14 protein-coding genes are annotated in these 13,146 nt (G+C 37.9%); 6 read left to right on the forward strand and 8 right to left on the reverse strand.

The annotated features are described in order from the left end of the window. Positions 1-9 precede the first annotated feature (9 nt). The 4 genes from HX129_RS03585 to HX129_RS03600 all read right to left on the reverse strand — a co-directional run bounded on the left by HX129_RS03585 (position 10) and on the right by HX129_RS03600 (position 3,643). Positions 10-573 carry a hypothetical protein gene (locus HX129_RS03585; RefSeq protein WP_130072141.1) on the reverse strand — a complete coding sequence of 188 codons (564 nt, stop codon included), beginning with the start codon at positions 571-573 and terminating at the stop codon, positions 10-12. A gap of 91 nt (positions 574-664) precedes the next feature. After that, a complete protein-coding gene (gene leuD, locus HX129_RS03590; protein ID WP_130072142.1) occupies positions 665-1,315 on the reverse strand; it encodes a 3-isopropylmalate dehydratase small subunit in 651 nt (216 codons plus the stop codon). A 24-nt stretch (positions 1,316-1,339) separates the two neighbouring features. Then, the gene (gene leuC / locus HX129_RS03595; protein ID WP_130072143.1) at positions 1,340-2,773 is read right to left on the reverse strand and encodes a 3-isopropylmalate dehydratase large subunit; all 1,434 of its coding nucleotides are present in this window, start codon (positions 2,771-2,773) and stop codon (positions 1,340-1,342) included. A 234-nt stretch (positions 2,774-3,007) separates the two neighbouring features. Next, positions 3,008-3,643, reverse strand: coding sequence for a hypothetical protein (locus tag HX129_RS03600; protein WP_286433589.1), 636 nt, complete (start codon positions 3,641-3,643; stop codon positions 3,008-3,010). Positions 3,644-3,840: 197 nt separating this feature from the next. On the opposite strand from HX129_RS03600, the gene HX129_RS03605 reads away from it, so the two are divergent. After that, positions 3,841-4,098 carry a DUF2061 domain-containing protein gene (locus HX129_RS03605; protein ID WP_171457442.1) on the forward strand — a complete coding sequence of 86 codons (258 nt, stop codon included), beginning with the start codon at positions 3,841-3,843 and terminating at the stop codon, positions 4,096-4,098. Positions 4,099-4,522: 424 nt separating this feature from the next. After that, a complete protein-coding gene (locus HX129_RS03610) occupies positions 4,523-5,380 on the forward strand; it encodes a LysR family transcriptional regulator (RefSeq protein ID WP_130072146.1) in 858 nt (285 codons plus the stop codon). 61 nt (positions 5,381-5,441) lie between these two features. On the opposite strand, the gene HX129_RS03615 is transcribed toward HX129_RS03610, so the two are convergent. Continuing rightward, positions 5,442-5,684 (reverse strand): DUF2789 family protein, encoded by a 243-nt coding sequence (locus HX129_RS03615; RefSeq protein ID WP_286433586.1) that lies wholly within the window; start codon positions 5,682-5,684, stop codon positions 5,442-5,444. Positions 5,685-5,884: 200 nt separating this feature from the next. Continuing rightward, on the reverse strand, positions 5,885-6,535 hold the full coding sequence (locus HX129_RS03620) for an HAD family hydrolase (protein ID WP_174493793.1): 651 nt from the start codon (positions 6,533-6,535) through the stop codon (positions 5,885-5,887). A 183-nt stretch (positions 6,536-6,718) separates the two neighbouring features. Between HX129_RS03620 and HX129_RS03625 the strand changes: the two genes are divergently transcribed. Continuing rightward, entirely contained in the window at positions 6,719-7,219 is a 501-nt protein-coding gene (locus tag HX129_RS03625) for an RNA pyrophosphohydrolase (RefSeq protein WP_130072149.1), read from the forward strand. 82 nt (positions 7,220-7,301) lie between these two features. Further along, positions 7,302-9,599 (forward strand): phosphoenolpyruvate--protein phosphotransferase, encoded by a 2,298-nt coding sequence (gene ptsP, locus HX129_RS03630; protein WP_130072150.1) that lies wholly within the window; start codon positions 7,302-7,304, stop codon positions 9,597-9,599. A 19-nt stretch (positions 9,600-9,618) separates the two neighbouring features. Here the strand turns inward: ptsP and HX129_RS03635 are convergent, their stop codons facing one another. After that, positions 9,619-9,804 (reverse strand): DUF7230 family protein, encoded by a 186-nt coding sequence (locus tag HX129_RS03635; protein ID WP_130072151.1) that lies wholly within the window; start codon positions 9,802-9,804, stop codon positions 9,619-9,621. A gap of 313 nt (positions 9,805-10,117) precedes the next feature. Between HX129_RS03635 and HX129_RS03640 the strand changes: the two genes are divergently transcribed. Further along, entirely contained in the window at positions 10,118-10,312 is a 195-nt protein-coding gene (locus tag HX129_RS03640; protein ID WP_130072152.1) for a hypothetical protein, read from the forward strand. A gap of 228 nt (positions 10,313-10,540) precedes the next feature. On the opposite strand, the gene HX129_RS03645 is transcribed toward HX129_RS03640, so the two are convergent. After that, entirely contained in the window at positions 10,541-12,217 is a 1,677-nt protein-coding gene (locus tag HX129_RS03645; RefSeq protein ID WP_286433583.1) for an acyl-CoA dehydrogenase family protein, read from the reverse strand. An 80-nt stretch (positions 12,218-12,297) separates the two neighbouring features. On the opposite strand from HX129_RS03645, the gene HX129_RS03650 reads away from it, so the two are divergent. Beyond that, positions 12,298-12,912, forward strand: coding sequence for a TetR/AcrR family transcriptional regulator (locus HX129_RS03650; protein WP_286433581.1), 615 nt, complete (start codon positions 12,298-12,300; stop codon positions 12,910-12,912). Positions 12,913-13,146 lie beyond the last annotated feature (234 nt).

Consider the following 13,146-nt stretch of genomic DNA (forward strand, 5'->3'; position numbering starts at 1 on the left):
CAAGTAAGTTTAAATTTTTTGTTCAATATATTCACTTAAGCCTGTCTCTGCATTATAGGGACGGCAAAAACGACGTATGGTGCGTTTCTCTTGCAGCAAATCGACACATAGCGGTGAAGGTGCTGATACATTCAATAAACTTCCTGCACTTTCAGAGCGTTTACGATACATTTTAAAGGTATATTGCTGATTCGCTTTAAAACGATGAATCACATGAAAAACTTCAGCATGTTGTTGAGAAATAGGATAAAAACGTATCACCAATTCATACTGATTTGCAGGTATTTTCAAATACACAGCGTGATTTTTCGGATCTTGACTTGAAAGCTTGAGATAACCTGTTTTCAATGCATCTTTATGAATACGATGGGTATTTTCATCGATCAACGTGATGTTATTGAGTCGGCTAAATTCACAGTTTTCTGCTCCCGTGCAATAAATACTGACATTATTGCGTGGATCATAATATTGGGTTTCCGCTTTTTGAATGCGTGAAAAGTCCGATGTTTGACATGCACTCAATAAAAGACCCAATGCACCTAGTACAATACGATAATCAAAGACCTTAATCATTATTTTGGTCCAACCCTGCCACCTAAAACATATATATTTTTATGTTCCACATGTTAGCAAGAGTTGAACCTTCACGCTATCTATTATGCAATTAAGCCTGTATTTCAGAGAAAACCCATGGACGAGCAGCTTTGGTTTTTTCTTCATAAGCTTTAATCTCATCTGCCGCTTGTAAAGTTAAACCAATATCATCCAAGCCATTCAATAAACAGTGTTTACGGAATGGATCAACCTCAAACTTAAATGCTTCACCGTTTGGAGTGCGAACTTCTTGCGCTTCTAAATCAATCGTTAACTGATAGCCTTCGGTTGCAAAACATTCTTTGAATAATTGATCAACAATTTCTTCTGACAAAATGACAGGTAACATGCCATTTTTAAAACTGTTATTAAAGAAAATGTCCGCATAACTTGGTGCAATGACCGTACGGAAACCATATTCTTCCAACGCCCAAGGCGCATGTTCACGACTTGAACCACAACCGAAGTTAGCACGAGAAATCAAAACCGTTGCACCTTGGTAACGTGGTTGATTCAAGGCAAAATCAGGATTTTTAGGACGTTTAGAATTGTCTTGTCCTAGAAAACCTTCATCTAAATAACGCAATTCATCAAATAAATTTTCACCAAAACCTGTACGTTTGATTGATTTCAAAAACTGTTTTGGAATGATTAAATCTGTATCGACATTGGCACGGTCTAATGGTGCAACGATACCTTGTTCAACGGTATATTTTTTCATTATCTTTGCTCCTATTAGTCCAAATTAGAACGAACGCACATCAACAAAATGACCTGCAATTGCAGCCGCTGCCGCCATTGCTGGACTCACCAAATGGGTACGCCCACCATTACCTTGACGACCTTCAAAGTTACGGTTTGACGTCGAAGCACAGTGCTCACCCGGCTGTAATTTGTCAGCGTTCATCGCTAAACACATTGAACAACCCGGCTCACGCCATTCAAAGCCCGCTTCGATCAAGATTTTATCCAAACCTTCAGCTTCTGCTTGTGCTTTGACTAAACCTGAACCCGGTACAACCATCGCTTGTTTAATCGTAGATGCAACTTTCTTGCCTTTAGCCACTTCAGCCGCTGCACGAATATCTTCGATACGAGAATTGGTACATGAACCAATAAATACGCGATCTAATTGGATATCAGCCAATGCTTGACCACCATTTAAACCCATGTATTGATAAGCACGTGTCCAATCATTACGTTGTACGTCATCTTTGGCTTGTTCTAATGTTGGTACTGCTTGAGACACTGGAATGACCATCTCAGGTGAAGTTCCCCAAGAGACCTGTGGTTCAATCTCTTCACCTTGTAAAACGACTACAGTATCGAAATGTGCACCTTCATCAGAATGCAAAGTATTCCAATAAGCTACCGCAGCATCCCATTGTTCGCCTTTCGGTGCATATGGACGGTCTTTTACATATTCGATCGTTTTATCATCGACTGCAACCATACCCACACGTGCACCGCCTTCGATTGCCATATTACAAACCGTCATACGACCTTCGATGGACATATCACGAAAGACTTGACCGCCAAATTCAATCGCATGTCCTGTACCGCCCGCAGTACCGATCTTACCAATGATTGCCAATACAACGTCTTTTGGTGTGACGCCCTGACCTAATTTACCGTCAACACGCACCAACATATTTTTCATTTTCTTTTGAACTAAGCATTGGGTTGCCAATACATGTTCAACTTCTGATGTCCCGATCCCATGCGCCAAACAACCAAAGGCACCATGTGTTGCTGTATGTGAGTCACCACATACCACCGTCATACCCGGTAAAGTTAAACCTTGCTCAGGACCAACAACATGTGCAATCCCTTGGCGAACATCATTGATGTCAAACTGAACCACATTAAATGTTTTACAGTTATCATCTAAAGTTTGTACTTGAATACGAGATGTATCATCTTCGATCCCTGCAATACCTGCTGTACGCTCTTTGCTTGAAGTGGGTACGTTATGGTCAGGAGTTGCCACATTAGCACTTAAACGCCACGGTTTACGTCCTGCAAGTTGTAAGCCTTCAAATGCTTGTGGTGAAGTCACTTCATGTAATAAATGACGGTCAATATAAAGAAGTGCAGAGCCATCATCTCGTTGTTTTACTAAATGGTCATCCCACAATTTGTCATACAATGTTTTTGCTTTTTGGTTTTCGCCTGCCATGTCGAGGTGCTCCACTGGACTGGGTAATTCTTTCATTAACTTCGATTATAACCACGTTTTTACATAAATCTAATTTATCATTTTTATTAATTTAAAAACTTTTTGGAATAAAATGTTCTCTTAAAAATGCTGCTATTCACCTGTGCAATGACTCAACGATATTTTAAGAAAAAAGTCTTAAATTTTCTATTGCATACTTTTATCAATAAAAGTATGCAATAGGTTTAAATACAATTAATCAGTGCTGTTTAAGCTTTTTAACCCTGTGATTTTTTTATATTCATTGCCATATTTAGAGAAATCTGGCTGAATTTTATCATCAAAAATATTGGCAATTAGTTTTTCACATTGTGATTTAATATTTTTTTCTTTTTCATAAAGTGCCTGAAGAATAATCACCGAGTTAGGATTTCCACTTGAAAATGAAAAATGAGGATTTGCATCTGATAAAGCTTCTTTTACTTCTTTATTATCAACGCCAAAAAACTTCGCTGTAGCAAGACGTGCAGGAAGCATATTGAGCTGAAAATTAGCTTCTCTCATTTGATCTCGATATTCTGCAGCATATTGTGATTCATAATCGTTCAGATAGCGGCGGATTTTTCGATTAAATGAATGCGTTTGACGTTCATAATATTCATAAGCACGTTTTAATTCACGTCCATATTCACGAGCTTCCTGTTGTGTTTCAAGACCTAATGCCTGAATATCACCACAAATTTGCATTTTTAAAGCCATTTCACTTTCAATACGTTGAGATACAATCGCGGCTTCTAATAAATCATTTTCAGGTAAGTCTTTTAAATACGGGCTTCCACCACAACCACCTAACAATACTACCAGCCCCAACAGACCTAATTTGAATTTCATACAATCCCAAATATTTAAAAAATTATAATTAAGTAATTATATTTAAATATTTTTAATTATAAATTATATTTTTAAAAAATATTAAGCCGCCATTTTATGATTTAATTCACAAAACCAATCATCATCAATCAAAAAAACTTTTTTACTTTTTAAATGATAATGATTATTATTTATTTAAGTTAAAAACATTTGTGGTGATTCTCATGGCTCGTATTCAAAATTTCGTACATACCAATCAACGTATTTTCAAAAAAACATTAAGCTACTACATCATGCACATTACAGTAGCAATGCTTGTGGGCTATCTTGTTACAGGCAACGTATGGATGGCAATCACATTAAGTTTACTTGAACCCACTGTTCAAGCTGTTGCTTTTTTCTTCCATGAAAAAGTATGGAACAAAAAAGATGCTCAAGCAGCACAAGCTCTAGAACTAGAAGCAAAAGCATCGTAAAAAATCTGTTATGGAGGTTAATCACCACTCCACCGCAGCGATGAAAACATCCTGATCATTCTAAACAGAATAATATACAAGCTCATCTCATGAAAAAATACAGCACTCGATCACACCCAAATAAAGCGATCATTCAAAAATCTAATAAGCTCTCAAATATATCCACCAAGTATCCTGAAGTGCTTAAAAGTGATGATGTTCTATCTATAAATAAAACCCGCTTTTTATTGTTTTTATGATGTTTTCTACGAATAGATCTTCTATTTTTTATACCGTGAAAATTTGCATAACATTTTTTTATGGAGAAATAAAAAACGTCGTTATTCTTTATGCAATTTAAAAAAAGTAAAAATTGCTTTGATTAATTCTTAAAATTTCTGAATAATGAATTACGCATAAAAATTCTTTATGGATGGAAATTGTTATGAATCTTGCTGCCTTTGAAGCTTTTGTAAAAGTAATGGAAACTGGGTCTATTTCGATGGCAGCAGAACAACTGTTTATTACCCAACCAGCGGTCACCAAACGAATACATAGCTTAGAAGATTATTTTGGTGTCAAACTTTTTGAGTCCGCAGGTCGTGGCGTCCAAGCAACTCATGCTGCTAACTCATTGCTTCCTAAAGTTAAAAATTGGTTAAATGAGCTAGGTGATATTCATCACACGCTTAGTCACGAACAAGGACAAGTGCAAGGTAAATTAAAAATTGGCACAAGCCATCATATTGGTTTACATCACTTGCCAACACATCTCAAAAAATATGTACAAGATTTTCCAAATGTGACTTTAGATGTGCATTTTGTAGACTCAGAACAAGCACATGAACAAGTCTTAGCTGGTGACTTAGAACTTGCCTTTCTCACTTTACCGCCACAAGGTGATGAACGCCTAAAATATGTGAAAATTTGGAATGACCCTTTGGTTTTTGTTGTTGCACCATTTCATCCTTTGGCACAAAAGGAAAATCTAACACTTGAAGACTTAATTGAATATTCAAGTTTAATTCCTGCATCACAAACATATACCAGTCAAATCACTTTAGCTGAGTTTGAAAAACAAGGCTTAAAACCGAAAATTACGATGAGTAATAACACACTCGAAGCCATTCGTATGCTTGTATCTATAGGCTTAGGGTGGTCTGTATTGCCCAAAACTTTGTTAAATCCCGACCTGAAACAGCTTGATATACCTGTCAATATGTATCGCCAATTAGGGATGGTTTGGCATCCTGCGCGTAGTCAATCTCGTGCTGTTTTAGAACTTATTGATATGATGAAATAAATAAAAAAGCTCTCCTTAGTTTAGCGAGGAGAGCTTTTAAAAAATAATATATCGTTTCGTTTTACCTGACTGAATCTTCATGTAATGATTCATTTAACTGATCAACAATCGTTGCCCATTCACCATCTGAACTGAGTTTTTCAGCTAAAAATTGACGTTGTGCTTCCGTCCAAAAATCAGCTTTAGTCAAAAATGTACTAGCATCTAACTGATGTGTTTCAATAAATTTTGCAATTCCCCCTTCGCTTGAGTCTAAACCCAATTGTTCAAATAAATTGGTCATTCTTGGACGTGTTTGGCTCATTTTATTTTCTCCATCAGTTTTAAAATTTCTTATTTCAACATAACATTTTTAATTTTAAAGTGAAGTAGCAAATCTTAAACATCTGAAAATATTTACAAAGTTAAGACATAGATATAATCTTCTCACGATGCTGATTATTTTCAAAATATGGCAATAAAAAACAGCACCGAAGTGCTGTCATTCATCTAAGTCAGAAGTAATCAAATCGACCAATCTTGAATATCCCAACCTTGCTCTTTAGCAAGTGCTTCTAGACGATCATCTGGATTAATCGCAAAAGCATGATCAGCATATTCTAATAAAAAACGGTCATTGATTGAGTCTGAATATGCCCAAGATTCAGTGACATCACGTCCTTCTAACCATTGATCTAAACGTGCCAATTTACCCTTTTGATAACACGGAATATTGATGACTTTTCCTGTGTATTTTCCATCTTTTACTTCAGCATTGGTGGCAATAATTTCCGTGATTCCAAACTCACGAAAAATCGGTGCAGTAATAAAGTCTGAAGTTGCTGTAATCCCAACCAATGCATGCCCTGCATCTTTATGCTTTTGAATTGCTTCAAAACCTTTAGGACGCATTTGTGGGCGAATGACTTTTTGCATAAATAACTGATGCAACTCGGTCAAATAATCATGATCATGTTGTGTTAAAAACTCAAAAACAAATTCATTATACGCAATCGGGTCAAGCTGCCCTGCTTTATAGTCTTCATAAAATTTATCATTCATTGCACGATGTCGGACTGGATCGACCAAGCCTTCATTGACTAAAAACTCTCCCCAAGAGTGGTCAGAGTCGGTATTTAATAAGGTGTGATCTAGGTCAAACAACGCCAATTTCATGAAAATACTCGTTCAAACTGAAATTTAAGAAAAAAATTGTAAATCTATCTCCGCTAGTCGATAGAAATTCGGTAAGATCATAGCAATTTTACAACATTATTACTTTGACTTTATCGAGTTGGACAAAAGAGTGTATGTCCCCATATACAAAGTCAATGAAATTCACAATTTTTAGGTAGCCAAATGATCGATTCAGAAGGTTTCCGACCCAACGTCGGGATCATTTTGGCAAATGATATTGGACAAGTCTTATGGGCAAAGCGCATTGGTCACAATGCATGGCAATTTCCTCAAGGAGGGATCCAGTTTGGAGAAACTCCTGAACAAGCACTTTTTAGAGAACTCCATGAGGAAGTTGGTCTCTTACCAGAGCATGTCCAAATAATTGCGCAAACCGAAGGTTGGCTGCATTATCGTTTGCCACTTCGATACATTAGATCGGACTCCGATCCTGTATGTATTGGACAAAAGCAGAAATGGTTTTTATTAAAATTGGTCGCTTCAACGAAGTATATTCAGTTGAATCTTTCTGACCCACCAGAGTTTGATCAATGGCAATGGGTCAGCTATTGGTATCCACTTGGACAAGTGGTGAATTTTAAACGTGATGTTTATCGTAAAGCAATGATGGAGTTATGTATGCAAATGCCACAGCGTTTACCTGAAAATGCCATAAAAATGTAAATGATTTTTCAGGGAGGTACTGCTATAAATAATAGGTCATCTTGCAACTCAAGCACCATCTAAATTTAAGGAGCTTATATTCATGTCGAACATGCAACTGGACACGCTAAGACGTATTGTCCAAGAGATTAATACCTCGGTCAGCTTGCATGAATCTTTAGAAATTATGGTCAATCAAGTTTCTGAAGCCATGCACGTGGATGTCTGCTCCATTTATTTGTTGGATGAGCGTAATCAACGTTTTGTCCTCATGGCAACCAAAGGACTAAACCCAAACTCTGTTGGAACGGTATCATTACATACCAGTGAAGGTTTAGTGGGCTTAGTTGGGCAACGTGAGGAAATCGTCAATTTAGACAATGCCTTCAAACATGAACGCTTTGCCTATTTTCCTGAAACAGGCGAGGAAATTTATAATTCCTTCCTTGGTGTACCTGTCATGTATCGCCGTAAGGTGATGGGTGTTTTAGTGGTACAAAATAAAGAACCTCAGGATTTTAGCGAAGCGGCTGAGTCATTCTTGGTCACACTGTGCGCTCAACTGTCAGGTGTTATTGCGCATGCTCATGCCGTGGGTAATATCGATGTTTTTCGTAAACCCAATAGTTTACCGACCTATAAAACCTTCCAAGGCATTTCAGGTTCAGGAGGCATTGCCATTGGTCGTGCCGTCATTTTATATCCACCTGCAGATCTGGCAGCAGTACCTGACCGTGAAGCAGACGATATTAGTGAAGAGTTGCAACTTTTAGACCATGCCATTGCTTCAGTACGCAATGAAATTCAGTCTCTAGATGACAAAATGCAAGATGCATTAATGGCAGAAGAACGTGCCCTGTTTAGTGTGTTCTTGCGTATGCTTGATGAGAATGCATTACCGTCTGAGATTAAAACAGAAATTCGTGATGGTCATTGGGCACAAGGTGCGGTACGTATTGTCATCGACAAACATATTGCGCTCTTTGCACAAATGGAAGATGACTATTTACGTGAACGTGTCTCAGATTTAAAAGATTTGGGTCGTCGTATTTTAGCCTATTTACAAGAAGCGGATTCGAGTCATCGTGAGTTGACAGATGAAAGTATTCTGATTGGAGATGAAATCTCTACTGCCGCCTTGGTAGAATTGCCTGTCGATAAAATTGCAGCGATTGTTACCACTGAAGGAGCCATGAACTCACACATGGTGATTGTCGCACGTGCACTTGGCATTCCAACTGTCGTTGGGGTCACTGAACTTCCGGTCAATACACTCGATGATGTGGAAATGATTGTCGATGCACATCAAGGTCGTGTTTTTATCAATCCACCTCGTCGCTTGCGTACCCGCTATAAAGAAATTCAAAAAGAAGAAGAACAAATTGCCAAAGATTTAAAACAGTATGAAACGAAGGATGCTGTCACACCTGATGGTGTTGCAGTCAAACTCTATGTCAATACAGGCTTAATGATTGATGTCGTTCGTGGCGTGCAACGTGGTGCCAAAGGCGTTGGTTTATATCGTTCTGAAATTCCATTTATGCTGCGTGAGCGCTTTCCGGGTGAAGAAGAACAACGGGCAATTTACCGTCAACAACTCAGCCACTTTGCCAATAAACCTGTGGTCATGCGGACACTAGATATTGGTGCGGACAAAGACTTACCTTATTTCTCGATTGAAGAAGAAAACTCAGCATTAGGTTGGCGTGGTATTCGCTTTACCCTTGATCATCCTGAAATTTTTTCTTCACAAATCCGTGCCATGCTCAAAGCTAGCATTGGTTTAAATAACTTACATATTTTACTGCCTATGGTGACTAGTGTCAGTGAAGTTGAAGAAGCATTATATTTACTTGAGCGTGATTGGGTGGCTGTACAAGAGGAAGAACAGGTCAGGATCACCAAACCTAAAATCGGCATCATGGTTGAAGTTCCAAGTGTACTTTTACAGATTGATGAGTTTGCGCCTTTGGTCGACTTTTTCTCTGTCGGCTCTAATGATTTAACTCAATATTTACTTGCTGTTGACCGTAATAATCCACGTGTAGCCAATGTTTATTCGCATTCACATCCTGCGGTACTTCGTGCCTTAACACGCTTAGTACAAGAATGTCATAAGTACGATAAACCTGTCAGTATTTGTGGCGAAATGGCGGGCGATCCATTGACTGCAATTTTACTCATGGCGATGGGCTTCAATACTCTGTCTATGAGTTCAAGTAATATTTTACGCGTACGTAAAGCAATTTGTCATGTGCCTATGCCTGATGCCCAAGCACTATTAGATCAGTCTTTAAAAATGAATAATCCACTCATGGTTAAAAGTTTATTAGAATATTATTTTAAAACGCATGGCTTAGCAGATATGGTGAAAAACTCTTCTCGTGTGGTCAGTTTATAATTTAAATCGTTTATCAATTTTAACAAAGTAATAGAAAGTAAAAAGGTCGATAATCATCAGAATATCGACCTTTTTTGTGTTTAGAATAACCACGTTTTGCATCTTTTTTTCGATCTACAAAAGTTTGGCTTTTGTTAAAATCGTTCATGTGTTTCGCCACAAAGTTGTGAATCACAACTTCTGGCGTAGCTTTTTTCTTCGCCATTTGATTGACCTTTTATATTAAAAACATCAGCATGATGTGAAGCATATAATGCGCTTTTTTGTGCAAAATACAAGCGGATCAAGTACTCATTTGATATAAAAATGTTATTTTCTATCACTGATATTTTAATAATAACTTCAGAAATCAGCAAACTTCTAACTTATTTTCATAAATAACTCAATATCTTAAGTATTTAAAATCATAATTTAACAATTTATTAAATATTTTCAAAAAGATAAATTTGCTTTATTTTAAAAACGTATATATATTGTATATACATTTTTAATCATCACCTTTAGGTGATAAAAACGTTATGGCTGAATTACCCAAAAAAACAAAGGTGAATAAAAAAGATGGACAGCTCTTAATTCGCATTAATAGTGCTGAGCGCGATGAGTTTTTACAACTCTGTGAGCATCTGGACACCAGTGCAGCACGTGAATTAAGAAAATTTATCCGTAGTTTTATCAAAAAACATCAGCCAACGGATCTTCAATCGAAGGAGTAACATGATGTCAAAGCAAGTTAAATCTTTAAAGAAAAAAATCAAAGCACGTTTGGACAAAATTTCAAAACACGAAGGTAAATTGAAAAAGCTCCAAAAAAAGCTGAAAAAACAAAAGTAATCGCGATTACTTTTCCAAGCTTGAACCTTAATCAAAACGCTTAAAATGAAGGTCATCATAAAATGATGACCTTCGTGTTTAAAACTGATCTGTTTTGAATCTCGAAACGTTTAGGCAGCCAAAGCTCTTTCCAACAACCTTTCCACATCTAGAGTTTTCGCATCGACCATGCCCACCACACGTCCATGAAATTCGCTATAACGGGTTTGAATAAACGCATTTGCTACAAAATCAGGCGCATACTGTTTCAGTAAAATCGCTTGCGCGAGAATGACCAAACGGCTGACCAAACTACGTGCCATAAACTGCAATTCATCTGCCTGTAAACTGCTGAACAATTTAAATAATGACTGTAATTCATTTTGTAAAATCACATCTTGTGAAGCAATTTCAGCAAAAGACTTGAACAATACTTCTATAGATTCACCATCCCGCTGAATGGCACGTAACACGTCCAGACACATGACATTGCCCGAACCCTCCCAAATGGTATTGACCGGCGCTTCTTTAAAAATACGTGCCATAATGCCTGTATCAACATAGCCATTGCCACCAAAGACTTCCATCATCTCACCCGTCAGTTCAACAGTACGTTTACACACCCAAAACTTCGCTGCAGGGGTCATGATGCGTTTCCAAGCCTGAGACAAGGCATCATCATGCTCATAGCAATGTGCAAGATGAAATGAGAGTTGCATTGCCGCTTCAGTTTCCAAAGCCAAATCGGCAAGTACTGCTTGCATTAAAGGCTGTTCAGCTAAATGTTTCCCAAAAGCTTTACGCTGACGGGTATAGGCAATGCACTGTACCAATGCCTGACGCAGCATCGCACTTGAACCGACAGAACAAGTCAAACGTGTGTAATTCGCCATTTCAATAATGGTGGGAATCCCCCGTCCTGCTTCACCAATCATGATGCCCCACGCATTTTTAAATTCAACTTCCGAGCTTGAGTTACTGCGGTTGCCGACTTTGTCTTTTAAGCGTTGAATGTGAATATTATTCTTTGTGCCATCTTCCAACCAACGTGGCACAAAGAAACACGCCAAACCATCGTGTTCAGTTTTTGCGACAACCAAGTGTGCATCACACATTGGCGCAGAGAAAAACCATTTATGCCCAGTCAGTAAATAGGCTTTGCCACGACCTGATTCAGCCACAGGCAAAGCAAAAGTTTCATTGGCACGGACATCCGAACCACCCTGCTTTTCGGTCATGCCCATGCCCACCCAAATGGATTTCTTCTGAGCTATAGGCACATCGCGTTCATCATATTCATTGGATAATAATTTTTCGCCGACTTTTGCCCACAGTTCAGGTTCATTTTGAAGTAGTGGAATACTGCCTAAAGTCATAGAGTTGGGACATAAATTTCCACACTCTACTTGTCCTGCAAGAAAGAAACGTGCAGCCCAATCCACCCATTTTGAAGGCGATTGTGGATGGTTAAATGGATATGCATGCGTATTATATTGACGATTTAAACACATCCATTTGTGCCATGAGGGGTGAAATTCAAGGAAATCTTTACGGCGACCTCGGGCATCAAAAGCATGCAAAATCGGCGTGTGTCGATTGGCTAAATCTGCATATTGATAGTATTCAGCTGAACCTGCAATCTGTGCGAGTTCATTCAGTGTTTTTTGATCCTGACTGCCATAACGTTGCAGAATTTCTTGTAAAACCTGATCTGTGCTGAATAAATTGTAGTTTTGCAATTCATCAAACTGATTGTTGATCTCGTGGGTTTGCCATGCTGTGATTGCCTGAGATTGTGCTGTATTCATTTTCAACTCCTGTCTTGTTGTTTTGTCCGATTACATTCAGTATAGAAGAAAATTCAGACTTGGATGTTCGGATTATTTTTATGGCTTTAGCAAGCATCAATGTACGGCGTAAGCCCCGTCAATCAAGAGCGCGTATGACTCAAGAAGCGCTGATGGAAAGTTTTGTTCGGCTTTTGCATGAACGTGCTGCGCATGAAATTACCATTCGGGAAATCACCGAGCTTGCAGGTGTCGGTTTGGGCACGTTTTATGAGTATTTTTCCAAAAAGGAAGATTTGATTGCCTTGCTGATTCATCAGCATGTAAAAACCAATGCTGAAACAGTTCAAAGTTATGCACAAAGTCTGTATGAGTTATCCACAAATTTACTGTTGGGTGATTATTTAAAGCAGGTGATTAATTTTCAATTGCAACAAATGCAGGCACAACAGTTTTTATGGGCACAGTCTTTTTTGTTGGAACGGCAGATTTCGAGTATTGAAATTTATCAGAAAAGTTATGCCATGATGGTACAAATGTGGCGCAGTATTCTTGTGCCTTTTGTACAGGATGATAAGCAATTGCAACGTATGAGTTTAAATGTGCAACGGATTTGCTATGGTTTTATTTCTCAGACTTTACTGATTGAACCTGATTTTAAGGACTGGGAGGCTTTGGAGGGGGATGTGGTCTGTATTCTAAAGAATTTAGCTTAACGCATATTAGGTTTGTAAATAAATATGTCTATTTATTGGCAAAAGACACCAAAACAGCTCAAAAACAAAGCGGCATGTTTCAAGTCGCCTTTTTTACGGATGAATGACAATTTTTTAATTAATTAAGTTTTTGAAAAACAATAATATTTAACTTTTATGTTATTCCTAAGTAGAAATGTCCTACCTAATAACCAAATAGAAATGTCCTATATGGACAATTCCAAGTCAAGCACA

The sequence above is a fragment of the Acinetobacter sp. 251-1 genome (assembly GCF_030329305.1).
GTDB lineage: Bacteria > Pseudomonadota > Gammaproteobacteria > Pseudomonadales > Moraxellaceae > Acinetobacter > Acinetobacter piscicola_A.